Source organism: Shewanella sp. FJAT-51649 (genome assembly GCF_019457435.1).
Classification (GTDB): domain Bacteria; phylum Pseudomonadota; class Gammaproteobacteria; order Enterobacterales; family Shewanellaceae; genus Shewanella; species Shewanella mangrovisoli.
Genome location: NZ_CP080411.1, coordinates 4,075,755 through 4,098,464, shown reverse-complemented (window position 1 = coordinate 4,098,464; position 22,710 = coordinate 4,075,755). Strand labels below are relative to the sequence as shown.

Below are 22,710 nucleotides of genomic sequence, written 5' to 3'. Positions count from 1 at the left end.
TTGGGGTTCGGGCTTCTGTTTCAATATAAAGGTCAGTCAGAAGGTGTCTGAGGCGTAATCGAAATTTTGGTACCTATGATTAACAGTCATTTATTCACTATTGCTGATATAAAGCCTTTATCTTGGCTTTTATTTCTTCTCTGATTTTTTTATGCAGGGGATTTTTAATTTGTCGTTTGTGATACACCAAATGATAGGGAATTAAATCGGTATTAATGGGACAAGTTAATATTTGCAGATTTAATTTCGCCGCCCATTGTTCGGCAAAGGAGCGGGCGATAACGGCAATTGAATCACTCTGAGAAATATTCAAGGCAATGCTGGCAATCGAATGACAGATTAATGCCATTTTGCGTTCTTCAATGGGTTCGTTGGCAAAGAGTTCGAAGCCGCGGATCTTTTCCCACGTGCCGCTATAAAACACATGATCTTCACGATAAAAGGCGTCTTTGGTGATGCTTTGCTGAATCCGTGGATGGTCTTTTCGGCAAATCACTACTAAGGGCTCTAAGAGAATTTCCTCCACCATAAATGCACTGTCTCGAGTCAACATACTATCGACAATAATGTCGGTTTTCTCTTGGCGTAGGTGTTCAAACAGCTGGTTTTTCTCCGGTGGAGATTCTTGCAAGTTAATGTTATCAATAGGGAATAAGGTGTTGATCAGCGACTCATTACAGTAAACATTAAACTGCTTTCGCATATTCATCGCATTTTCGATAATACTGACAGCTTGACGAAATGCGGGGATAAGTTGCTGCCCTTTACTGGAGAGTTCTATGCCTCGTCCTTGCTTGATAAACAGATTTTCACCGTAGAGTTTTTCTAGTCGTTTAATGGCCGCGCTAATCGCGGGCTGGGTCAATTGCATACGTTCGGCAGCCTTGGTATAGGATTGGCACTCTGCCACCACTAAAAATGTACGTACTAAATTTAAATCCATAATCTTCAATTCATAAATTTGATTTATGTATCTTAAAACATTTTGATGATTGTTTCTTATACAAATTAGGACTAGCCTGAGTGAGATGTTTATTTTTTGTGAGATGAGATAACCACCCACCCTTAAAAATGGAGTCTTTATGAGTACAGGAAAACAAAGGCGCTCAAATAAGTTTGTGCTAAATGCCTGCACATTGGCTTTGAGCGCTGCGTCAGTGACAGCTTACGCTGCAGACAAACCAAACATACTAGTGATTTTTGGTGATGATGTGGGTTACTGGAACTTAAGTACCTACAATCAGGGAATGATGGCATATAGCACGCCCAATATTGATAGCATTGCGGCAGAAGGTGCCAAGTTTACTAACTTCTATGCCCAGCAGAGTTCTACCGCGGGTCGTAGTGCCTTTATTACTGGTCAAATGCCAAAGCGGACAGGCCTGAGCAAGGTGGGATTGCCGGGGGCGAAGGAAGGGATAAGTGAAAAAGACCCAACGATTGCTACCATGCTCAAAGAGTTAGGCTATGCCACGGGGCAATTTGGTAAAAACCACTTAGGCGATCGCGACGAGCATTTGCCCACTAACCATGGTTTCGATGAGTTTTTCGGTAACTTGTATCACCTCAATGCCGAAGAAGAGCCCGAAAACGTCGATTATCCTAAAGATCCTGCCTTCCGTAAGAAGTTTGGCCCGCGCGGTGTTATCCATTCCTATGCCGATGGCAAAATCGAAGATACAGGTCCACTGACCCGTAAGCGTATGGAAACCGTCGATGGTGAGTTCCTCGATGCCGCCGAAGGTTTTATTGAAAAACAAGTTAAGGCTAAAAAGCCCTTCTTTACTTGGTTTAACACCACGCGTATGCACAACTTTACCCATGTGCCGCCGGAATATGCGGGCAAAACTGGTGCGGGTTTCTATGCCGATGGTGTGAAACAGCATGATGATCAAATTGGTCAACTGCTGAAGAAGATTAAAGATCTGGGCGTAGATGACAACACTATCATCATCTACACCACAGATAACGGCCCTATGATCAACCTGTGGCCAGATGCGGGTATGACGCCTTTCCGCAGCGAGAAAAACACTGGATGGGAAGGGGCATTCCGTGTACCGGCAATGATCAAATGGCCGGGCCATATTAAGCCTAACACCACCTTCAATGGCATGATGTCGCTGGAAGACTTCTTCCCAACCTTAGTCGCAGCAGCTGGCAATGACAAAGTTAAAGACGAGTTGCTTAAGGGCAAGAAAGCGAATGGAATGTCCTATAAAGTGCATTTAGATGGTTATAACCAGTTGCCCTACTTGACGGGTAAGGCCAAAGACTCTGCTCGCAACGAGTTTGTTTACTGGAGCGACGATGGTGACTTGCTCGCGATACGTTATCAGCAATTTAAGTTCCACTTTAATGTTCAAGAGCATGAAACGGGCTTGGATATTTGGCAACAACCTTTTACACCATTGCGCGTACCTAAAATATTCGATCTAAGTATCGATCCCTTTGAACGTGGTGACACAGGGATGGGCTACAACATGTGGCAGTACGAGCGGTCTTATTTGATGGCACCTGCAATAGAAAAAGTCGGCGAAGTGATGGCGACCTTTAAAGAGTTCCCTCCTCGTATGGAAGCTGGTAGCTTTGTGCCTAAGTAGTCGTTATTGCTAGGTATGCAGTGGCGCTCTTCGGAGCGCCATATTTAATAAAGGAGTATGAATGACTAAAAGCACGATGCAGGCATCAACACAATTGGGGGTTGTGCCGTTAAAGACCGCCTATAAAGACTTGAGCGATAGCAAATCGGCTTACCAACGTCGTTTCCACGTGATGGCAAAGCCCGGTGGGGCGAAATGTAACATCGATTGCCAATATTGTTTTTATCTCCACAAAGAAGGTTTATTGCATCAGCCTAAGCAACCAGAGATGGATGATGCGACCCTCGAAGCCTTTGTTAAAGGTTATATCGAAAGCCAAGATGGCGACGAAATCGTATTCTCATGGCAGGGTGGCGAGCCGACCCTGTTAGGCGTGGACTATTTTCGCAAGGTAGTTCAGCTACAGAAAAAATATCGGCCCCTAGGCGTTAACATTGAAAACGATCTGCAAACCAACGGCATTCTATTAAACGATGAATGGTGCCAGTTTCTTGCCGAGCATAATTTCCTCGTGGGGTTATCCATCGACGGTCCCGAAGAACTCCACAACAAATATCGTGTGACCCGCAGCGGCAAGCCCACCTTTCATTTAGTGATGGCCGCGGTCGAAAAGCTCAAACAATACAAGGTGCGTTTTAATGCCTTAGTGACGGTTAACCGCCACAACGTAAAGTACCCGCTCGAAGTTTACCGCTTTATCACCAAAGAGTTGGGTGCGACCTATATCCAGTTCAATCCTGTGGTCGAACCCAGCGATTTTAAAACCACGGCGCCACAGTTTTGGAACAGCAGCATGATTCCCTCGGTCGGCAGTGAGCTGGCGAAACCTGGGCATCCTATGTCGGTAGTGACGGATTGGTCAGTCGATGCCGATGATTGGGGCAAGTTCCTCATCGTCACCTTTGAAGAGTGGATCAACAACGATCTTGGCCGAGTACTGGTGAATTTGTTTGAGACGGCGGTCGCCCAAGTGATGGGCAAACCGGCGCAGCTTTGTATTACCGCTGAGTTTTGCGGTAAGGGCTTAGCCATTGAGCATAATGGCGATGTCTTTAGCTGTGACCATTACGTTTACCCCGAATATAAGATTGCCAATGTGCACGAGCGCCCCTTAAATGAAATGGCGTTCTCGACCCGGCAATTAACCTTCGGCTTAGCCAAGCGAGATTCGTTACCCCAATACTGTAAACAGTGCCCGTATTTAAAACTCTGTTGGGGCGAATGCCCTAAAAATCGCCTGCTGAAAACCCCAGATGGGGAAGAAGGGCTCAATTATCTGTGTCCAGGGATTAAAGCATTTTTCGATTATTCGTTGCCGATTCTCACGGGATTGGCCGTATTGCTAGGACAACCACATGGAACCAATGGCTAACACACAAACGCGTGCCCACGGGGATATTCTCGCCTTAATTGAACAGGTTGAATCTCAAGTCGTTGGGCAACGCACAGTGATCCGCAGTCTGATTTTGGGCTTACTTTGCAGCGGCCATGTGCTGCTTGAGGGTTTGCCCGGAACGGCAAAAACCCGCTCAGTTAAAGCCTTGGCCAATGCCTTGGCGATTTCCTTTGGCCGGATCCAGTTTACGCCGGATCTCTTGCCTTCCGATGTGACTGGCACTGAGGTGCTCCACGAGGCTGAGGGTAAGTCGACACTCAGGTTTCAGCAGGGGCCAGTGTTTAACCAAATTGTGCTGGCCGATGAAATTAACCGTGCCCCTGCCAAGGTACAGGCGGCGCTGTTAGAGGCAATGGCCGAAGGCACTATTACCGTGGCGGGGCAAACCCATGTGCTGCCCGAACTCTTTATGGTACTGGCGACACAAAACCCCATCGAGCAGGAAGGCACCTATCCGCTGCCCGAAGCGCAGATGGACCGTTTTCTGATCAAAGCGTCGGTGGAATACCCCACAAAAGAAGCTGAGCGTGACATAGTGCGCCTCGTTCGCAGTGAGGAGAACGGCGTTTTTAGCGCCGACAAACCACAAACTATCACAATCGATCCCGCCAGTATTCTCAAGGCGCGGCAGCAAATTGCGGCCGTGACGCTATCGGATATGGTGGAGAACTATATTATCGATTTAGTGATGGCGACGCGCCAGCCGGAGCAATATCCTCAGTCCAATTTAGCCAGTTGGCTGATGATTGGCGCCAGCCCACGGGCATCGATTGCGTTGGACAAATGTGCCCGCGCCTTGGCTTGGCTCAATGGCCGTGACCATGTGCTGGTGGACGATGTGCGTGAGGTGGCGATTTTAGTGTTGAGCCATAGGTTGAGCCTCTCCTACGAGGCATTAGCGGACGGAGTCAATCAGCGCGATCTGGTGCACGAACTGCTCGATGTGGTCAGTATTGGATAACGGCTATGGCGCTCGCATCTCTGGCCGCATCCGCTCGATCTCAGTCGTCCCTATCCTCAGCTAAGCAAGAGGATCCCCGCATCTATGCCAGTTTGCAGCAACTGGTTAGATTGCAGGGTCAGACGACGCAAATCAAACTGCTTAGCCTGCGTTACTCTCGGGCGCATCTTTCTGGGCGTTATCAATCGCACCAACGGGGACGCGGGCTGAACTTTGAGGAGCTGCGCCACTACCAACTGGGTGATGATATTCGCCAAATGGATTGGAAGGTCACCCAGCGCACGGGTAAGCCCCATGTGCGCAGTTACACCGAAGAGAAAGATCGCCAAGTGATCCTCTGTGTCGACCAACGTAGCTCCATGTATTTTGGCTCGGTGAGCCATATGAAATCCGTCGTGGCCGCCGAGATTGCGGCCTTAATGGGCTGGCTCGCGCTGGCCAATAATGACAGGGTTGGGCTGTTGATATCTGCGACTCAGCAGCTGCATTGGTGCTCGGCAAAGCGTGGTACGGCGCATTTTTTAATGGGATTAGATAGGCTTATCCAAGCCAATCATTCCCTGAGTGCGGCGAGCCGAAATAGCAAACGGGTAAGCTTCGCCCAGTGGATGCAAATCTTAAGTCAGCGCCGCCTCAAAGCCGCAACGCTAGTGATTGTCAGCGACTTTGCCGATGCCGATAACCAATCCCTCAAACAGTTAAAGTACCTGCAGCAACATAATGACGTGCTGTGTATTTTTATCTCGGATCCGATGGAAACCCATGTGCCCGAGGACAGTGTCAGCAGCACTTGGGTGGTGGGTGATGGCCAATATCAGTTGGCATTACAGAAGGGGCAACAAACGGCCGAGGTAAACAAGGCGCTACAAAAACAATATCTTGAAAAACAAACCCAACTCAAAAATCTGATGGCGATGCAGCGTATGCCTTTTATTGAAATCGGCACTCAAGGCGATCATCTGCTGCAACTGGCTCGTACCCTGAGTGATATCCAATGATGGCAATCTTACTGCTTGGCGCAACTCAGTCTCCTCCTAGCAGCTACATGCTCAGGGAGTTAAAAGATGTGGCTCAGCCTGATCCTGTGAGCTGGTGGCCACAGACTCTAGGTTGGCAGATATTACTGCTGATGTTGCTGCTGTATCTGGGTTATCGACTGTATCTCAAGGGGATTTTCTGGTGGCGTAACCGTTACCGCCAAGAGGCGATAACGGCCTTGCAGAGTCTGTCGGCGGAGGATCCGCATTGGCCGACGCAGATGATGAAGATTATTAAAATCGTGATGGTTTACTTGGAGCCGAAAAACGCCTCCCTCTACGGTGCTCCCTTGCTCGATCAGATGGGGCGCTACCATGCAAAAGCTCACTTAGCGAACGATGAATCGTTTCAGCAGTGGCTAAAATGCCTTGAAGATCCTCATGCCGCTCGCCCTGAGTTTAGCGCTGTGCGCCAAGGGCTAAGCCAGTGGTTAAGCGGGCATCAATTGCCGGAGGCTCGCCATGGATCAGCTTGAGTTTGCCTATCCTTGGGCGTTTATCCTGTTGCCGCTGCCCGTGCTGGTGTACTGGTTTGTGCCCGCATATCGTAGCCGCGAAGATGCGATCAAAGTGCCGTTCTTTACCGAAATCCTACGGGCATTGAACGAGACTCCCAAAGTTGCCGCTGGCCTGCTTAGCCCAAAACATTGGCAGCGGGGCATGCTGATCCTCTCTTGGCTGTTGATTGTCACCGCATTGGCTAAGCCCAGTATCCTCGGCGAAGTGCAAACCCGCGAAGCCTTCGGGCGGGACGTCCTGATGTTGGTGGACTTGTCTGGCTCCATGGATGAGGCGGATTTTACCACCGCCGATGGCAATACCTTAACCCGCTTAAACGCGGCAAAAAACGTTTTAAAAATATTTATCGCCAAACGCAGTGGCGATAGATTTGGACTGATTTTGTTTGGGGATGCCGCCTTTATCCAAACGCCATTTACCGCCGATCAGCAGGTGTGGTTAAGCTTGCTAGAGGAGGCGCAAACGGGGATGGCGGGGCAGAGTACCCATCTTGGCGATGCGATTGGTCTTGGTATTAAAGTGTTCGAGCAAAATCCGCAACCATCGGAGCAGCAGGTGATGATAGTGCTGACCGATGGTAACGATACCGGCAGTTTTGTCGACCCCGTGGATGCCGCCAAGATTGCCGCCGCAAGGGGCATCAAGATTTACACTATCGCCATGGGCGATCCGACCCATGTGGGCGAGCAGCCAATGGATATGGAGGTGGTCCAAAGGGTGTCGCAGCTCACTCAGGCGCGCGCCTTTATCGCCATCGACCAAGCGGAATTGGATAAGGCGTATCAGCTGATCGATAAGCTGGAGCCGCAGCAATACAGCAGCGCCAGTTTCCGCCCGAAAATTACCCTGCATTACTACCTGATTGCCATCGTACTCGCCCTGCACTTGTTGATTTTCAGTTGGATGACGCTGCGGCAAATGTTTAGTCGCGCCGAGGTGGCCAATGAGTGATTGGCATTTAGAACTGCAAATGTTGGCGCAGTTTCATTTTATTCGGCCACTCTGGTTATTAACCCTCATTCCACTCGCCATTGTGCTGATGCTGCGCTGGCGCCGGGATGATGTGCAGCAGCGGCTGGTGTTTTTCCCCAATCATTTACGCAGTGCGCTCACGCTGAATCAAGGCGGTTGGCGCAGTCAATTACCGTTGAAAATCTTAATGTTATTGCTGTTATTGGCGGTGATTATCTGTGCGGGACCGACCTGGGAGCGCGAAGCGTCGCCCTTCGGCGAGGATGATGCCGCGCTTATGGTGTTACTCGACAGCAGTGAGAGCATGAAACAGCAGGACGTGGCACCGGATAGACTCAGTCGCGCTAAACATAAGATCTTGGATTTAATCGCAGCGCGAAGCGGCGGTAAGACGGGGTTGATGGTGTTTGCGGGCAGCGCCCATGTGGCTATGCCCGTCACCAGCGACGCTAAGGTGTTGCAGCCTTACCTTGAGGCGATCAGCCCTGAGGTGATGCCGTTATCGGGCAAGGCGGCGCAAGCAGCATTGAGTCAGCTCGCTGAGCAATTACCCGCGAATGCGGGCAACAGTGTTTTACTGCTCACCGACGGCGTTGACCAACTCACTATCGATGCGTTTGAGCGGTATTTTACCGAGCAGTTTGAACAGCCTCCCTATCAACTGTTGATCTTGGCGATCGGCGATCCCGATATTCAATCGCAGGTGCCGGTGGACTTTGACTCCCTTGCCAACTTGGCCGATAGCACGGGCGGTAGTCTGTATCGTCTAACGATAGATGATGCGGATATTCAGGCACTTGAGCGCAAAATTGAGCGCTTTAGCATGCTCAATAATGACTCCAGCATGCCTTGGTTAGATGAGGGCTATTGGTTGCTCTGGCCCTTAGCCTTGCTCAGTTTGCTGTGGTTTCGCCGGGGCTGGTTGGTGAAGTGGAGCCTAGTGTTAGTGTTAACGCTACCGAGTATTGCGCCGCAACAGGCCTATGCCGAAATCACCGTTTCTAAGGCGGCCACCGAAACCCAAGTGACACAAGTCACCATTGCCGAGCGGAGTTGGCAATGGTGGTTGGATTTGTGGCTAACGCCGGATCAACAGGGCGCGCTCTGGTTTAATCAGGGCGAATTTGCCAAGGCGGCAGCGGCCTACCATTCGGTGCTCAACAAGGGGATTGCCTACTACTATGGCGGTGAGTATAAGCTTGCCCATTCGGCCTTTATGCAGGTACAAACCGATGTTGGCGCCTATTATGCCGCCAGCGCATTAGCGCGGCAGCGGGAATATATCGCGGCGCGTAAGCTCTTGAGGACGCTGGCGAAAAAGCAAGATATAGCTCCCGAGCTAAAAGCCGATATCGAGCATAATCTTAAGGTTATTGAGGGACTTATAGATGAAATCAATCAAGCGAGTGCCTCCCAAGCCAACAGTATGGACGATCAGGAAACCTCCATCGAGTTGCCGGACGATCAGCCGCAGACCGCCGACGGCGCTGATGAACAAACCTCGCAGGATAAAATGCAGTCGCAAAATCTGACGGCGGAGCAGATGCTAGGCGATCCTAAATTGGCTGAAGTCTGGCTTAAGCGAGTCGAGGCCAATCCCGAACAATTTTTGCGGGCGAAGTTTCAGCTGCAAAATCTGCAACCTAAGGGCGAACAAGGTACCGATAACGCCAAGGGAGGATTGCAGCCATGAGTCATGCAATCAGTGCACTGAGCCGCGACAAAACGCTATCTGGCAGCAGAGTGCGAGTGCCGATAAGGCCTGTCATCGACGGTGTGAGATTGATGGCCAGAAGAGTCATCGCTTTGATGTTCATCAGCTTGATACTGAATGGTTTGCTGCTCGCAACCCATGCCCATGCGCAGATGGACGATGCCCTACCAACCGAGCCGGCCACAGCGGTCAAAGTGAAGGCCTGGTTGGGTGAAAAACCGGATGGAACTGAAAAGCTATGGGCGCCCACGGAGCAGATCTTGTTGCAGATTGAGGTGTCGACCAATCGTTGGTTTACCTCGGGCACTCAGATAAAGGGCATTGAAATCCCCAATGTGTTAGTGAAGCAACGCAATACCTTTGCCGTTAACTATACCGAGCAGGAAGACGGCCAAACTTGGTCACGGCAGCGCTGGGAAATCGCCCTCTATCCACAAACCAGCGGTGACTTTTCCGTGCCAGAAGCCACAGTGATTACTCAGGTGGCTGGCGTCAATGGCGACAAACAAGCAGTTACGCTCACAACGCCTGCAATGGGATTTCGGGTGGCTCTGCCCAGTGCCGAACTTGGGAGTCATAAAGCCTGGTTTGCGGCATCGAATGTCAAAGTGCAGCAGGAGTGGAGCCTAAATGAGGCTGAGGTGCTCAAGGTGGGTGATAGCCTAGTGCGCACCATAGACATTGAGGCCAATGATTCACTATCTGTGTTGCTGCCCAATCTTATGTCTGCGCAAGCTTCTCCCGATTGGAAGCTGTATCCCAGTTCGCCCGAGCTTGTGGATAAACAAAGCCGCGAGGGTTATGTGTCGAGCCGAATCGATAGTCAAACCTATGTACTGCAACATGGCGGCGATGTGAGCTGGCCCGAGTATCGGCTCTGGTGGTGGAACACCCAAAGCGGCCAGTTGGAGCAGATAGTGCTGGAAGGGAAGACGATTAAGGTCAAGCATACCCTGAGTTCTTGGTTGAAGTACCACGCATGGACATTGCTTACCCTGCTGTTAAGCGCGGCGGTATTGGGGTTATTGATGCGCTGGGGGAGAGCGTATTACCAAACCCATCCCATTCCTGTGTGGTTAGTGTTTTACCGCGCTCTGCGCCGCGGTGAGTGGCAAACCTGTAGGGCACTCTTGTACCGACGCTTACGTCGGCGCAAACACTTACTGTCGATGACAGCGGTATCGACAGAGCCAGATTGGCAAGCTGCGGCTTTGAGGCTACAAACCCATTCGACTCGTCGGGCTGATTTTATCTACCTGTGGAAGCGCATTAAGCGAGCCAGAATGGGATTGGCCTTACCTAAGGCGCTCGTCGCATTAGAGAAGCAACCCTTCCTAACCGAAAAAGTACCAGCTGGAAAAGCGTTATCTGAACCCAAAGCCTCTGAGTCATAGAGGGACATTACAGATCGTAATAAGGAGATACCCTGTGAGAATCATACGACTATACCGCAATTGGATATTGTTACTCGTTAGTATGTTGCTGGTGGGGCAAGCTTACGCCGCCCAGATTGACCCGTTGGCATCCTGGAACGATGGTAAGGCCAAGGCGGCGATTACCCAGTTTGTGCAGCAAGTGACGGATAAAAACTCCCCACATTTTGTGCCAGAGGCCGAGCGGATCGCGACCTTCGACAACGACGGCACCCTATGGTCAGAGCAACCTATGTATTTTCAGGTGTTGTTTGCCCTCGATCGCCTCAAAACGCTAGCCCCAAGCCATCCCGAATGGCAAACCGAGGAGCCCTACGCCAGCGTGCTTAAGGGCGATGTGAGTAAGCTGCATACCGAAGATCTGATCAAGATTCTCTATGCGACTCATACGGGCATGACTACAGATGAGTTCGATGCCATTGTGAAAGACTGGATTGCCACGGCCAAGCACCCCACCACAGGGAAAAAGTACACCGAAATGGTGTTCCAACCTATGTTAGAGCTGCTGGATTACCTGCGCGCTAACGGCTTTAAGACCTTTATCGTCTCCGGCGGCGGCACTGGTTTTATGCGGGCTTGGGTGGAAGGCGTTTACCATATTCCCCCCGAGCAAGTGGTGGGCAGCACCTTTGAGACCGAGTTCAGCTTGGTTGATGGTAAGCCAACATTAAAACGCATGCCAAATTTCTTGGTGAACGACGATAAAGAAATGAAAGTGCAGGAAATATATGAACGTATAGGCCGCAGACCCATAGCCGCTTTTGGTAACTCGGATGGCGACCTAGCCATGTTGCAATGGACCGCCGCTGGTGACGGCCTACGCTTACCTATGTACATCCACCATACCGATGACAAGCGTGAGTGGAAATATGACCGTGATTCCCATATTGGTCAGTTAAACAAAGGCTTAGATGAGGCAACCGCCAAAGGCTGGCCCATGGTCGATATGAAAGCCGATTGGAAGCGTATTTATCCCTAACGTCTCACATTGGCAGATGGGTTCTTAGACTCATTGCTTGAAAAAGTTCGCACTGAATGGGTTTATCCAATCGGGATAAACCCATTGTTTTTTGCGCCAGTGATTTTGAGCATCCACCTAAGGAGTATGGCGTGAACGCGCTATCTTCCCTAGAGTAGGCTAACTGAGATTGGATAACACAGGGATTGAATAAATGAATGATAAACAATACGAGAAAGGGTTAGAGGTGCGCCGCGCTGTGATGGGCGATAGCTTTGTCGATAATGCCTTGAGCAGCGCGACGGATTTTACGCGTCCATTACAGGAGTTAGTGACGGCAAACTGTTGGGGCGAGGTTTGGGTGCGTGAGGGGCTTTCTCGGCAAACTCGCAGTCTAGTGACCATAGCGACCCTCGCCGCATTAAAAGCGCCGACCGAATTGAAAGGCCATGTGCGCGGCGCATTGCGTAACGGTTGCACTGTGGAAGAAATCCAAGAAGTGCTTTTACATTCAACCCTGTATTGCGGTATGCCATCGGGCATTGAGGCCTTTCGGGCGGCAAAAGAAGTGATTGAAGAGTGGCAGGCTGAGCAGGCCAAGGTGTCGGGGCAGTCTTAATGTTTGCCCCCTGTGGCATGTATCCTTGAGTCATCGGGTGTCGAACCATCACCTGATGTGTGCGTACTTAGGATATTGCCAGAACGAGGGGATGCTATTCGCTCGATGTTCAATGTTCGAATTTGGCCTGAGTTTTTGGGTGTCGATTGTGACTCACGCTCAGGCCAACGCTTGTTAGAGTCGTGGATCCGCCGACTGACTCTCCACTTGGCCGATAACCGTGATGTCACTCAAACTCGACAGTGTACCCCACTGCTGAATGGTCATCATGCCTGTGATTTCCTGTGCGGTGAAACTGAGGCGTAGTCCGTCTTTGTGGTAATCCTGCGGCAGATTTTTCGGCAAGATTTTCTGACCGTTGTCGGCGATGATGCCCCAAAATCCACCTTCTAAATTCATATATCTTACAGTGCCTTGCAGCATTACGCCTTCTCCTTGTGGTGAAATACTTGGCTTGATAAAACCTTTGCCGGCAGAACTATGAAGCTGCGGACTATCGCGCTTATCCACAGTGACCGTTTTTTCCTCGGTGGTCACTTTTTTGGGCGTGTCAGTTTGAGCTGCGCTTGTTTGTGCAGTGTCCGTTTTGGCAGTGTTTTGCGCGGTGGGTTTGTTCACATTCGGCGGATTTTGCGCCTGAGTCTGCTCTTGGCAACCGAGCAACAATACGGGCAATAGTAGTGCTAATAGGGGAGTATGTGGGCGCATCTTGCTTCCTCGTTGTCACTTTTAGCCACTATGGCATGTCACAACACTCTAGCAAAGATTGTCCGCGAGGGGCGATAAGGTTTTTATATCTTTATGTAACAGCGTGGGATAGGAGATAAAGGTAAAGCGAACATCGCTTTACCTTTTTTAGCCCGTGTGCAGGGAGATATTACTTTTGTAGCTGTGCCTTGGCGGCTTCAACCTTAGCGAAATCGAGACCTAGCTCGAGTACGGCTTCTTTGATTAACGCAGGATTTTGCATTACCAACGCCATCAGTTGCTGCAGTTTTTCGGGCGGGATCCCAAGCTGACCAATAATGCCCATCGCCATGAGAGGATTATCGGTTAACGCTTGAAAAAGCTCGTTAATTTTTGCATCAGTGACATTGTGTTCTTTTAAGATGGCAATAATGGGATTCATTGCAATACCTTGTCGAAGTTAACAGAAAACGGCGGCCATTTTATCACAGTTACGCCTAAGTTGTGGTACGGCCGTAACGTCACGGCTTAATTGCTGTTTACCCCGATACCGCATGGATTGCCCTAAACCGGTATTTTGATAATCCTTTCATAAATTAACAATCGTTAATCTATTTTGGCGATTCCAATCATCGATTTTAATCATTTCATATAGTTAGCGCGCATCACTACACTTTCTGACATCGATTGTGGTGACGGTTTCATGCATTACCCGAGATTTACACAACGAGACATGGGGTTGATGTTTGCCCTAATGCAGCAAACAAACGACACACATCTGTGCAGGCAGATATGTCCTTAACGAGAAGAAATAGGTAATTATCATGAAGAAAAGCACTATTCCAAGCTTGTCAGCGCTGACTTTGGCGATGTCGTTGGCATTTGGTGGCACCGCTATCGCACAAGAGCAAGTCACGGGTAATCAATTTTGGTGGCCTGAACAGCTAAATTTAAGCTCGCTACGTCAAAATGCAGTTGAATCAAATCCTTATGGTAGTGATTACCACTACGCCGAAGCCTTTAAATCCTTAGATCTCGACGCCGTTAAAAAAGATATCAAAGCCTTAATGACTGAATCTCAGGATTGGTGGCCATCGGACTATGGTCATTATGGTCCTTTCTTTATTCGTATGGCGTGGCACAGCGCGGGTGTTTACCGGATTTTTGATGGCCGCGGTGGTGCCGCCGGTGGTCAGCAACGTTTCGAGCCATTAAATAGCTGGCCGGATAACGTGAACTTAGATAAGGCGCGTCGCCTACTGTGGCCCATCAAACAAAAATACGGTAGCAAGATTTCGTGGGGCGACTTAATGGTGCTTACGGGTAACGTGGCGCTGGAGTCTATGGGCTTTAAAACCTTTGGTTTTGCCGGTGGTCGTGTCGACGACTGGGAAGCGGAACAGGTGAACTGGGGTTCAGAGAAAGCCTGGCTCGATAGCAAACGCCGCAATGAAAAGGGCGAACTGGCTAAGCCTATGGGCGCGACCCAAATGGGCTTAATTTATGTTAACCCTGAAGGACCGAATGGTGTGCCAGATCCATTAGCCTCGGCGAAGGAAATTCGTGACACCTTTGGCCGTATGGCGATGAATGATGAAGAAACCGTGGCGCTGATCGCGGGTGGTCATACCTTTGGTAAGGCACACGGCGCGCATGATCCCTCTAAATGTGTCGGTGCCGATCCCGCCGCTTCGGGGGTTGAGGCACAAGGTTTAGGTTGGAAAAACAAATGCGGCAAAGGGCACTCGGAAGATACAGTTACCAGCGGTTTAGAAGGCGCTTGGTCTGTTAATCCAACGGCGTGGACTATGCAGTATTTAGAAAACCTCTATGGTTTTGATTGGGTACAAACTAAGAGCCCAGCAGGCCATATTCAGTGGATCCCTAAAGATGGCAAAGGGGCTAACTTAGTACCGGATGCCCACGATAAATCCAAGCGCCATGCGCCAATTATGTTCACTAGCGATATCGCGTTGAAGGAAGATCCAAGCTATCGCGAAATCACTACCCGTTTCCTTAAAAATCCAAAAGAGTTTGAGCTTGCCTTTGCTAAGGCGTGGTTTAAGCTTACTCACCGCGATATGGGACCCAAGGCAAGATACTTAGGTGCCGATGTACCAGCAGAAATGTTGATTTGGCAGGATCCGATCCCAGCCCTTGATCACCCAGTAATCGATAACGCCGATATTAAAGCCTTAGGTAACAAAATCTTGGCTTCTGGCTTAACTGTCCCCGAATTAGTGAGAACCGCATGGGCGTCGGCCAGCAGCTTCCGCGGTACCGATATGCGTGGTGGTGCAAACGGCGCGCGCATTCGTTTAGAGCCTATGATGAACTGGCAGGCGAACAATCCTAAAGAGTTAGCTAAGGTGCTGGCTAAATTGGAGAAAGTTCAAAAGGACTTCAACGGTTCACTGAAAGGTGGCAAGAAGGTTTCTTTGGCCGATGTGATTGTTCTCGGTGGTAGCGTGGCGGTCGAAAAGGCTGCGAAAGAGGCGGGTGTGGCTGTATCTGTGCCATTTACTCCAGGACGTATGGATGCGACTCAGGCGCAAACCGATGTGTCATCCTTTGCGGTTCTTGAGCCAACGGCCGATGGTTTCCGTAACTATTATTCGAAGGACAGCAGCCATTCTCCCGCCGAGATGCTGATTGAACGTGCGAACATGCTCAATCTGACCGTGCCGGAAATGACTGTGCTGGTGGGTGGTTTGCGTGCCTTAGACGCCAACAGCGCAGGCGTGAAACACGGGGTGTTTACCGATAAACCTGGCACCTTAAGCAATGACTTCTTCGTTAACTTGCTCGATATGTCGACCAAGTGGAGCAAGTCAGAGAAGCAAGAGGGCATCTACGAAGGGCAAGATCGTAAGAGCGGTAAATTGAAATGGACCGCAACCCCCGTCGATTTAGTCTTCGGTTCGCACTCAGAGCTGCGCGCCGTGTCTGAAGTGTACGGCGCCCAAGATGGACAAGACAGATTCGTGCAAGACTTTATCAAAGCCTGGAATAAGGTGATGAACGCCGATCGCTTCGATATCTAAGCGGCATTGACTCTGGGTTTCTTGCCCGCGAGTTCAGCTCTTATAAGTCCATCCGTGCCCTGTGCATGGGTGGACTTTTATCATTCTATCCTCACTTAACTTGAAATGAGTTTTCGCTGAAGACCTCGCTTGTTGGCCTTAGGCGTTTCCTTATGCCGCTTAGCCAAGTAGTATCGGGGGAAATCTCTTCACAGTGAAACGAATATGCTCTCAACATCTCACCCCCATTTGGCAAGGCCGCAGCGCCGCTCACATAAGCCCATTAGTTTGGGGCTGCGGCAACAGGGTTTTTCCGGTGTTCAAGTCTTGTTGATGATACTGGTGACCATAGTGCTCACAGTGGGGATTACCTTTTTTGTAGTTCGCAGTTATATCTTCCCTAAACCGTTGACGCCTGTGAGTTTATCAACCAAAGAAGAGGCCAAGCTTGAGGATAAACTGAGTCAGTTAGGTTGGCAGCCAGAGCGTAAGGCCTCGACTCAGGCAAAGGCTCCGACTAAGTCGTCCTCGAGTGACGATTTACAACCCGAACCCTACCGCGAGCGCGCTGAAGATCGGCAAGTGAGTTTTAGCGAGCGTGAAGTCAATGCCATCATTGGCCGCAACCCTGACTTTGCCCAGCGTATTGCCATTGATTTCTCAGATAATTTAGCCAGTGCCAAAATCCTCGTGCCGATCCCTAGGGACTTTCCTGTGATGGCGGGGGAGATTTTACGGGTCAATGCCGGACTCGATATCCATCTCGATGCCAATCGGCGCCCGAGTGTGTCTTTGGTGGGCGTAAGCTTGATGGGAGTGCCTATTCCTAACGCTTGGCTAGGCAATATGAAGAATGTGAATCTTGTCAGTGAGTTCGGCGACAGAGGCTTTTGGAATGCCTTTGCCGATGGCGTCGAAGATATTCAAATTCGCGAGGGCGAGTTGTATATCAAATTACGCCCCTAAACCGTTTTATATCTGTCCCTTTGCATAAAGTCGAAGGGACAAAAACGATAACAGCTTGTTAGACTTGGATAAAAATCATCCCAAAGGACGTATTCAATGCAGCATCACACCACAGACTCTCAGGCGATAGCCGTTAAGGGATTACGCTACGGCCGCGGTAATGAATTGTTAGTGGTTGAAGATTGGCAGTTAATGCCTGGGCAGCATTGGGCGATTTTTGCGACCGACAGCTATAGCGGCTCACTGCTTGGGCGAATATTGGCGGGGGATATTCAGCCCGATGCGGGGCAAATTACCGGCTTGCCCGCGCGAATTGGCTGGGTGTCACTCGGTTTGCAACAGGCGCTGCTGGAGCGGGAATTAGAAAAGGATGAACTCGATTACGGTTCGACGGTCGAGTCACTGGTGCTGGAATGCTGCCTTCACGATGAACACTTGGCACTTATTTTACAGAAAGTCGAATTAACGCATTTAAAGCATCGCGGGTTTCGGCAGTTATCGACCGGTGAAACCCGGCGGGTGATGTTGGCGCGGGCGCTGGCAACTGAGCCCAACTTACTGATTTTAGATGACCCCTACGCAGGGCTTGATATAGAACATCAACTTAGCCTGTCGCAGCTGTTGGTGGAGGTTGCTAAACATACGCAGCTACTCATTATCACCTCACGCCAAGAAGAATTGCCGCCCTGTATTAGCCATGTGGCGCTGTTTAATAGCGATATGCTCAAATCGGGTCAGCATGTGCATCAACTGAGCGCGCCCATGTCGATTGAGCAGTGGCATACACATCCTGTGATGGCGCAGCTTAATGCGCTTTCGGCCAGTCGCAGCGCCGAACTTTTGGCATTGATGGAGCGTCAACGCCACAATGCCGAGGCCTTTGATCCCATAGTCGACATTAAAAACGGCAAGGTCGAATATGTCAGCGGCTTGATTTTTAAAGGAGTGAATTGGCAGATTCGTGCGGGTCAGCATTGGCAAGTACGAGGCCCCAATGGCTGTGGCAAGAGCACTCTGCTCGGGCTGATTTTGGGCGACCATCCCCAGTGCTACAGCAATGACATTACCCTCTTTGGCCGGCCCCGTGGCAGCGGCGAGAGCATTTGGCAAATTAAACAACGGATTGGCATAGTGTCGTCGGCATTGCATTTACAGTACCGCGTCAGTTGCTCGGCGCTCGATGTCTTGTTATCGGGCTTTTACGATTCCATTGGCCTGTATCACAAGCCCACTAAACCCCAATTGGATCTGGCCAAGGAATGGTTAGCGATATTGCATATGAGCGAGTTTGCCAGCACAGGTTTTAAAAAACTGGATTACGGCCAACAGCGGCTATTGCTCATAGGTCGAGCCTTGATTAAACAGCCGTTATTATTGATTTTGGATGAGCCATATCAAGGGCTCGACTTTATCAATCGCACTTTAGTGATGCGGGCTTTGGACATGATTGCCGAGCACCATCTTAGCCAATTGCTGTATGTCTCCCACCATAGGGAAGATGCTTTACCCGCCATCAAAAACTTTGTCGATTTTATCAAGCAGGATGAAGGTTATTCGGTGGAGGTGAGTTATGGAGCTGATTCATAAGCGATTTCATCTTTCGAACTAAAACTCATCATTTCTATGAACAAAACTGTGATGACTCCCTCGGTTTAGATGCCCTAAATGACAATAATAGTTTTTGGCGTACGCCAAAAACTATTCGAGGTGAACAGACTATTACTTTCTGTGCACCGACATTTGCCCTGAGGTGCAATCACAGATGCCAAGACCCAAAAAGTGCCGTCAATTATCGAGTTGCGTGCCCTGTAGCCTGTTTAAACCTAATGGCATACTAGCGGCTAATTTATCCCAAATCCTTTTAGCTGCCGATGAGTTCGAAGCCCTAGAACTTGGCGATGTTCAGCGTCTGAGTCAGCTTGAGGCTGCAGCGCAAATGGGGATCTCACGGCAAACCTTTGGTTATCTACTCGCCAGTGCCCGTAAAAAAGTGGCGACCGCTGTCACTCAAGGGCTGGTGCTGAAGTTACCTGTTTCAAACGATAAGGACCCAGTATGATTATCGCCCTTCCTATTAGTCGTGGACGGCTTGCCAGCCATTTTACTAAGGCGCAGCAAGTGAGCTTTTACGATGAAAATCATCAGCTTTTACTTTCTATCCCTAATCCCGCCCTTGGCGGCAATTGCCAAGATAAAAAAGCCTTGTTAGATGCCATTCGCGCCCAGAAAACCGATATTGTGGTGGTGCAACATATTGGCGAGCGGATGTTAGGTAAATTGCTTGATGCCGGGATCAGCGTTAGCCAAGGGGATAATCAACTCTCGATAGTGGCTCTGCTCGCCCTGAGTCGGGACGTGAACTTGCGTTTAACTGCGGCATCACAGGGGCGTGCATCCCTAAAACATCTAGCCAAGGGCGGATGCTGTGGTACTAAAGGGGGCTGTGGTTGCAGCGGTAAAACCACTAACGCTAAGTTAAGTCCGGCAACGATGGGATTATCTTGCTTGACGCCGCCAATCTCTGACTCGCCCATTCAGTACAGTGGCTTTAGACAGTTACAAAAATAGCGCTAACCTAAGGCTGGTTCTCATCGATTAATCCATAGGGGCGGGCAATCGCCCCTTTGAGCTCGCCGAGGGAAAACACCTTCGAAAAACGCCCAAAACTTTTGCCGTAAAATACCGTTTCTACCACCGGCAAACTAAAGACATGGTAGCTGGCGGCAATCTCACCTTGGGCTTCACAATCGATATACGCTAGCACCATTTGGGGAAACTCCCTCGCCAACAAATCCGTAATCTGAGGCTTTAGGGCCTGACACACGCCACAGCTTGGCGCCCCAAAGAGGAGTAAAACTGCCGCATATTGCTTTAGTAGCGCGTCGAGTTGCTCGGACGTTTCAATGGTATGGATTTGGGCGTTAGGCATGGAGTGTCCTGTGGAATACGGCTTACAAACTGATGGGGATAACCATCCCAAGGTTACTACACTACAACGGCTAAATGAACTCAGAGCTGACAGGTGAAGCATAAGCAGTGCTGAGCTTTTCAACTCAGCGACTTAGTTTTTATTTGGTGTTGAGTCAGAGCCGGTATATCGCCTTCATGCATATTAAAACAAAGACTTACTGCACCACTGGCGCTCGCAGGGGAGCCCATCGCCATCACCGTCCATTTGCGTGTTCGGACAGTTCTTGATGTAAAACGTGGCTTCGGCGCAGGAGCGCATATGGCTGCAATGAGTTTTACCTGCCTCGCAGCGAAACTGAGCCTGAGGTGCTGACTGAAATTGAGTTTGAGGCTCATACAGGGGCGTTGTTTCTACCTCTGTGTCATTAGGTGCCTGAGCAATCTCAAATTCGGTATATTTTTTAAAACCAAATATCCCGATGCCAAAGATTAATAACAGTGGCAGCAGGGTATTTGATAGGGAGCGACTCGGGGGATTTGCATTGCGGCGTGGGCTTTTACTGGTGTTAGCTAAGACGGCGACCCCTTCGATAGAGGCCTTGATGGCTTTCACTTTGCCATCGTTTTGTACTTCGGTGCGATACAGAATGCTATCGCCAACCTGAGGTTTTCTCGCCATGTGTTTAAGCACGGTAATATGGATAAAGACGTCTTTACCCTGTTGTTCAGGTTGAATAAACCCGAACCCTTTTTCATCGTTCCAACGAACTAAAATGCCTCTTTCCATGAGTTTGCTCTAAGTGCTTATTTTACGTTCTTTATATGTGGGATTGACCTTAAGGTCAATGGTGATATTTGAGATGTGACAGAGATTATTGCACTAGCTTGTTGGCTTTTTTAACTACATACATGGCTTGATCCGCATAGTTGATCAGGCTCTTGGCATCGGTGCCGTGGCAGGGATAAATGGCCGAGCCTATGCTCACTCCGATGTGCAATTTATGTTTATGGATAATGTAGGGTGCCGTGAGTGCCTGGGTGATTTTGCGGATCAAAATGGGCACACTTTCCTCATTGGGTAAGTGTTCCAACAGAATCACAAATTCATCACCGCCTAGACGAGTGATGGTATCGATTTGCCGAATGCTACCTGTGAGCCGTTTGGCAACTTCCTGCAATAACTTATCGCCGACATCGTGGCCAAATTCATCGTTGACTGGTTTGAAGTTATCTAAGTCGAGAAACAGAATGGCAAAGATCCCATCGGATCGCTGCGCATGGACGATCGCCTGCTCCAATTTGGTATGGAATAACACCCGATTAGGAAGATTGGTGAGGGCATCGTGGTGGGCAATGTGGCGTAAATGTTCTTCTTCGGCTTTGCGCTCCGAAATATCGGTTATCACAATCACGAAGTGAGTCAGTCGGTTGTGCTCATTCCTTACCGTGTTTATCCGCACACTTAAGGGCAGATAACCCGATTCGGTTTCCTTGATTAGTTCACCCTGCCATTGCTCCCCCGGTTGTAGCAGATTGCACATGGCCTGATAGGCATCTTCATTCGGATGACCCGTATTAATAAAGCGTGAGGCATCTTGATGTAAACTCTGCTCAGTCAATCCGGTTATATCGGTAAATGCCTGATTGATAGAGATAATGCTCATCAGCGGATCTGTGATTATGATGCCGTCCGTGCTGGCATTAAACACGGTTGCGGCCAGTCTCAGTTTATCTTCGGCCTGCTTACTGCTGGTCAAATCCATAAAATAGGCGACACCTTCCTGGGTGCTGCTATTTAAAAAGCTTGCACCAAGCATGACGGGCACATGGGCACCCGTTTTGCTAATAAGCTGTTTTTCATACTGATGACAGTGGCCAAGTTCGATAAGCTCGGCGATTGCGATGTTATCCCTCGCCTCAAACTCTGGTGGCGTGAGTGAGCGCCAGTTGATCAGACCCGCGGCTAAGTCTTCACGGTCAAAACCTAACATATGGAGAAAATGATCATTGGCATCGTGGATGGTGCCATCGAGCTGCCATGAAATAATGCCTATGGTGTCGGAATTTTTAAGGCTGCTAAATCGTGACTCGCTGATTAATAGTTGTTTTTCAGATTTTGCAATGTTGCGGATGATCTGCCTGCTGACCAAAATACCTATGCTGATAAAGAGTAAGACGACTCCTAAGCTGATTAACCAGGTAATGCGTTTTACCCAGCGAGCGCCTTCGCTAAGCACTAAGGAGAATTCAATTTCTAAACTGAGCAGTTCTTCATTTAACTGGATAAGCTGCTGCCGATATTGGCTAAGGTCTGGTGGACTGCCTCCAAATTGGGAAACCTCATCGTGCATCGAGTCTGCCAATAACATCATAGTGTTAAATCTTTCGTCGGCGAGGGTCCAAATCTCTACTGCCCGTTGCATATAATGAGTGCGGTTAAAATGCCGAAAAAACCAAATTAAAGACTCAGTATCTCTTTCATCATTCAAACCTTGGATAAAGCCTTCTTTGGCCTTTAACTCATCGATTGGCGAGGCGAGTAAGGCCTCGCGAGCTTGCCTGTCGCCTAGCATCACAGCCGTTGCTGCAAGATAACGTTGATAGTCGACTTCGTTTTTGTTGTAGGAATAGTGGATAAGGTAAAACGTGGCATCTTTTTGCGCTTTGGCCCAGAGTCCTTCGCCCCTGACATAGGTGCGCACCCCATCGAAAATATTGCCCTGAATATAGACGAGGACGACGAGGGTGATGCAGATCCCGATAAACATGCCAATAATCAACAGTACCTTAGCGACGGTAGAGCGCGACTGTTGCTGCAATGTACCTATGAGTTGCCTTAACTTGCCACTCATCCAGAACTCCTAGCGCCACGGCTGGGTTGGCGAGGAAAAGATAGGCGCATGTTAAGTTGAAGA

Annotated in this window: 21 protein-coding genes; 15 read left to right on the top strand and 6 right to left on the bottom strand. The window is 49.6% G+C overall.

Annotation, left to right across the window (positions count from 1 at the left end; translation table 11 throughout):
- Positions 1-97 precede the first annotated feature (97 nt).
- Entirely contained in the window at positions 98-943 is an 846-nt protein-coding gene (locus K0H59_RS17975) for a LysR family transcriptional regulator (protein WP_220053919.1), read from the bottom strand.
- A gap of 139 nt (positions 944-1,082) precedes the next feature.
- Here K0H59_RS17975 and K0H59_RS17970 point away from each other — a divergent pair, with 139 nt between their 5' ends.
- The 10 genes from K0H59_RS17970 to K0H59_RS17925 all read left to right on the top strand — a co-directional run bounded on the left by K0H59_RS17970 (position 1,083) and on the right by K0H59_RS17925 (position 12,209).
- Complete coding sequence (locus K0H59_RS17970) at positions 1,083-2,600, top strand: arylsulfatase (protein ID WP_220053918.1); 1,518 nt, start codon at positions 1,083-1,085, stop codon at positions 2,598-2,600.
- A 61-nt stretch (positions 2,601-2,661) separates the two neighbouring features.
- Positions 2,662-3,972 carry an anaerobic sulfatase maturase gene (locus tag K0H59_RS17965; protein ID WP_220053917.1) on the top strand — a complete coding sequence of 437 codons (1,311 nt, stop codon included), beginning with the start codon at positions 2,662-2,664 and terminating at the stop codon, positions 3,970-3,972.
- The gene (locus tag K0H59_RS17960; protein ID WP_220053916.1) at positions 3,956-4,957 is read left to right on the top strand and encodes a MoxR family ATPase; all 1,002 of its coding nucleotides are present in this window, start codon (positions 3,956-3,958) and stop codon (positions 4,955-4,957) included. The genes K0H59_RS17965 and K0H59_RS17960 overlap by 17 nt, the downstream gene beginning before the upstream one ends.
- A 5-nt stretch (positions 4,958-4,962) precedes the next feature.
- Positions 4,963-5,955, top strand: a complete 993-nt coding sequence (locus K0H59_RS17955; protein WP_220053915.1) for a DUF58 domain-containing protein — start codon at positions 4,963-4,965, stop codon at positions 5,953-5,955.
- The gene (locus K0H59_RS17950; RefSeq protein WP_220053914.1) at positions 5,952-6,470 is read left to right on the top strand and encodes a DUF4381 domain-containing protein; all 519 of its coding nucleotides are present in this window, start codon (positions 5,952-5,954) and stop codon (positions 6,468-6,470) included. Before K0H59_RS17955 ends, K0H59_RS17950 begins: the two co-directional genes overlap by 4 nt.
- Positions 6,457-7,464 (top strand): VWA domain-containing protein, encoded by a 1,008-nt coding sequence (locus K0H59_RS17945; protein WP_220053913.1) that lies wholly within the window; start codon positions 6,457-6,459, stop codon positions 7,462-7,464. Before K0H59_RS17950 ends, K0H59_RS17945 begins: the two co-directional genes overlap by 14 nt.
- Positions 7,457-9,178, top strand: coding sequence for a VWA domain-containing protein (locus tag K0H59_RS17940; protein WP_220053912.1), 1,722 nt, complete (start codon positions 7,457-7,459; stop codon positions 9,176-9,178). The genes K0H59_RS17945 and K0H59_RS17940 overlap by 8 nt, the downstream gene beginning before the upstream one ends.
- Positions 9,175-10,593, top strand: coding sequence for a hypothetical protein (locus tag K0H59_RS17935; protein WP_220053911.1), 1,419 nt, complete (start codon positions 9,175-9,177; stop codon positions 10,591-10,593). The genes K0H59_RS17940 and K0H59_RS17935 overlap by 4 nt, the downstream gene beginning before the upstream one ends.
- 34 nt (positions 10,594-10,627) lie before the next feature.
- Complete coding sequence (locus K0H59_RS17930; protein ID WP_220053910.1) at positions 10,628-11,611, top strand: HAD family phosphatase; 984 nt, start codon at positions 10,628-10,630, stop codon at positions 11,609-11,611.
- 193 nt (positions 11,612-11,804) lie between these two features.
- Entirely contained in the window at positions 11,805-12,209 is a 405-nt protein-coding gene (locus tag K0H59_RS17925; protein WP_220053909.1) for a carboxymuconolactone decarboxylase family protein, read from the top strand.
- A gap of 174 nt (positions 12,210-12,383) precedes the next feature.
- On the opposite strand, the gene K0H59_RS17920 is transcribed toward K0H59_RS17925, so the two are convergent.
- Together K0H59_RS17920 and K0H59_RS17915 are read right to left on the bottom strand one after the other, a co-directional pair.
- A complete protein-coding gene (locus K0H59_RS17920; protein ID WP_220053908.1) occupies positions 12,384-12,917 on the bottom strand; it encodes a hypothetical protein in 534 nt (177 codons plus the stop codon).
- 169 nt (positions 12,918-13,086) lie between these two features.
- On the bottom strand, positions 13,087-13,338 hold the full coding sequence (locus K0H59_RS17915) for a DUF2999 family protein (RefSeq protein WP_007650566.1): 252 nt from the start codon (positions 13,336-13,338) through the stop codon (positions 13,087-13,089).
- A gap of 382 nt (positions 13,339-13,720) precedes the next feature.
- Between K0H59_RS17915 and katG the strand changes: the two genes are divergently transcribed.
- The 5 genes from katG to K0H59_RS17890 all read left to right on the top strand — a co-directional run bounded on the left by katG (position 13,721) and on the right by K0H59_RS17890 (position 19,453).
- The gene (katG, locus tag K0H59_RS17910) at positions 13,721-15,940 is read left to right on the top strand and encodes a catalase/peroxidase HPI (RefSeq protein WP_220053907.1); all 2,220 of its coding nucleotides are present in this window, start codon (positions 13,721-13,723) and stop codon (positions 15,938-15,940) included.
- A 204-nt stretch (positions 15,941-16,144) separates the two neighbouring features.
- Positions 16,145-16,885 carry an arginine N-succinyltransferase gene (locus K0H59_RS17905; RefSeq protein WP_220053906.1) on the top strand — a complete coding sequence of 247 codons (741 nt, stop codon included), beginning with the start codon at positions 16,145-16,147 and terminating at the stop codon, positions 16,883-16,885.
- Positions 16,886-16,981: 96 nt separating this feature from the next.
- Positions 16,982-18,472, top strand: coding sequence for an ATP-binding cassette domain-containing protein (locus K0H59_RS17900; protein WP_220053905.1), 1,491 nt, complete (start codon positions 16,982-16,984; stop codon positions 18,470-18,472).
- Positions 18,473-18,647: 175 nt separating this feature from the next.
- On the top strand, positions 18,648-18,944 hold the full coding sequence (locus K0H59_RS17895) for a DUF134 domain-containing protein (protein WP_220053904.1): 297 nt from the start codon (positions 18,648-18,650) through the stop codon (positions 18,942-18,944).
- Complete coding sequence (locus tag K0H59_RS17890) at positions 18,941-19,453, top strand: NifB/NifX family molybdenum-iron cluster-binding protein (protein WP_220053903.1); 513 nt, start codon at positions 18,941-18,943, stop codon at positions 19,451-19,453. The genes K0H59_RS17895 and K0H59_RS17890 overlap by 4 nt, the downstream gene beginning before the upstream one ends.
- Before the next feature lie 7 nt (positions 19,454-19,460).
- Here K0H59_RS17890 and K0H59_RS17885 read toward each other — a convergent pair whose 3' ends face one another.
- The 3 genes from K0H59_RS17885 to K0H59_RS17875 all read right to left on the bottom strand — a co-directional run bounded on the left by K0H59_RS17885 (position 19,461) and on the right by K0H59_RS17875 (position 22,647).
- Positions 19,461-19,814: a thioredoxin family protein gene (locus K0H59_RS17885; RefSeq protein WP_220053902.1), complete on the bottom strand. Its 354-nt coding sequence runs from the start codon at positions 19,812-19,814 to the stop codon at positions 19,461-19,463.
- A 183-nt stretch (positions 19,815-19,997) separates the two neighbouring features.
- Positions 19,998-20,582 carry an excalibur calcium-binding domain-containing protein gene (locus K0H59_RS17880; RefSeq protein ID WP_220053901.1) on the bottom strand — a complete coding sequence of 195 codons (585 nt, stop codon included), beginning with the start codon at positions 20,580-20,582 and terminating at the stop codon, positions 19,998-20,000.
- Positions 20,583-20,667: 85 nt separating this feature from the next.
- Complete coding sequence (locus K0H59_RS17875) at positions 20,668-22,647, bottom strand: sensor domain-containing diguanylate cyclase (protein ID WP_220053900.1); 1,980 nt, start codon at positions 22,645-22,647, stop codon at positions 20,668-20,670.
- Positions 22,648-22,710 lie beyond the last annotated feature (63 nt).

Excerpts from the sequence above, each read along its gene's own strand:
- katG (WP_220053907.1), top strand. The coding sequence starts at position 13,721 with ATGAAGAAAAGCACTATTCCAAGCTTGTCAGCGCTGACTTTGGCGATG.
- K0H59_RS17955 (WP_220053915.1), top strand. The coding sequence starts at position 4,963 with ATGGCGCTCGCATCTCTGGCCGCATCCGCTCGATCTCAGTCGTCCCTA.
- K0H59_RS17880 (WP_220053901.1), bottom strand. The coding sequence starts at position 20,582 with ATGGAAAGAGGCATTTTAGTTCGTTGGAACGATGAAAAAGGGTTCGGG.
- K0H59_RS17915 (WP_007650566.1), bottom strand. The coding sequence starts at position 13,338 with ATGAATCCCATTATTGCCATCTTAAAAGAACACAATGTCACTGATGCA.
- K0H59_RS17935 (WP_220053911.1), top strand. The coding sequence starts at position 9,175 with ATGAGTCATGCAATCAGTGCACTGAGCCGCGACAAAACGCTATCTGGC.
- K0H59_RS17905 (WP_220053906.1), top strand. The coding sequence starts at position 16,145 with ATGCTCTCAACATCTCACCCCCATTTGGCAAGGCCGCAGCGCCGCTCA.
- K0H59_RS17875 (WP_220053900.1), bottom strand. The coding sequence starts at position 22,647 with ATGAGTGGCAAGTTAAGGCAACTCATAGGTACATTGCAGCAACAGTCG.
- K0H59_RS17890 (WP_220053903.1), top strand. The coding sequence starts at position 18,941 with ATGATTATCGCCCTTCCTATTAGTCGTGGACGGCTTGCCAGCCATTTT.
- K0H59_RS17920 (WP_220053908.1), bottom strand. The coding sequence starts at position 12,917 with ATGCGCCCACATACTCCCCTATTAGCACTACTATTGCCCGTATTGTTG.
- K0H59_RS17960 (WP_220053916.1), top strand. The coding sequence starts at position 3,956 with ATGGAACCAATGGCTAACACACAAACGCGTGCCCACGGGGATATTCTC.
- K0H59_RS17925 (WP_220053909.1), top strand. The coding sequence starts at position 11,805 with ATGAATGATAAACAATACGAGAAAGGGTTAGAGGTGCGCCGCGCTGTG.
- K0H59_RS17940 (WP_220053912.1), top strand. The coding sequence starts at position 7,457 with ATGAGTGATTGGCATTTAGAACTGCAAATGTTGGCGCAGTTTCATTTT.
- K0H59_RS17885 (WP_220053902.1), bottom strand. The coding sequence starts at position 19,814 with ATGCCTAACGCCCAAATCCATACCATTGAAACGTCCGAGCAACTCGAC.
- K0H59_RS17975 (WP_220053919.1), bottom strand. The coding sequence starts at position 943 with ATGGATTTAAATTTAGTACGTACATTTTTAGTGGTGGCAGAGTGCCAA.
- K0H59_RS17965 (WP_220053917.1), top strand. The coding sequence starts at position 2,662 with ATGACTAAAAGCACGATGCAGGCATCAACACAATTGGGGGTTGTGCCG.
- K0H59_RS17950 (WP_220053914.1), top strand. The coding sequence starts at position 5,952 with ATGATGGCAATCTTACTGCTTGGCGCAACTCAGTCTCCTCCTAGCAGC.
- K0H59_RS17945 (WP_220053913.1), top strand. The coding sequence starts at position 6,457 with ATGGATCAGCTTGAGTTTGCCTATCCTTGGGCGTTTATCCTGTTGCCG.
- K0H59_RS17895 (WP_220053904.1), top strand. The coding sequence starts at position 18,648 with ATGCCAAGACCCAAAAAGTGCCGTCAATTATCGAGTTGCGTGCCCTGT.
- K0H59_RS17900 (WP_220053905.1), top strand. The coding sequence starts at position 16,982 with ATGCAGCATCACACCACAGACTCTCAGGCGATAGCCGTTAAGGGATTA.
- K0H59_RS17970 (WP_220053918.1), top strand. The coding sequence starts at position 1,083 with ATGAGTACAGGAAAACAAAGGCGCTCAAATAAGTTTGTGCTAAATGCC.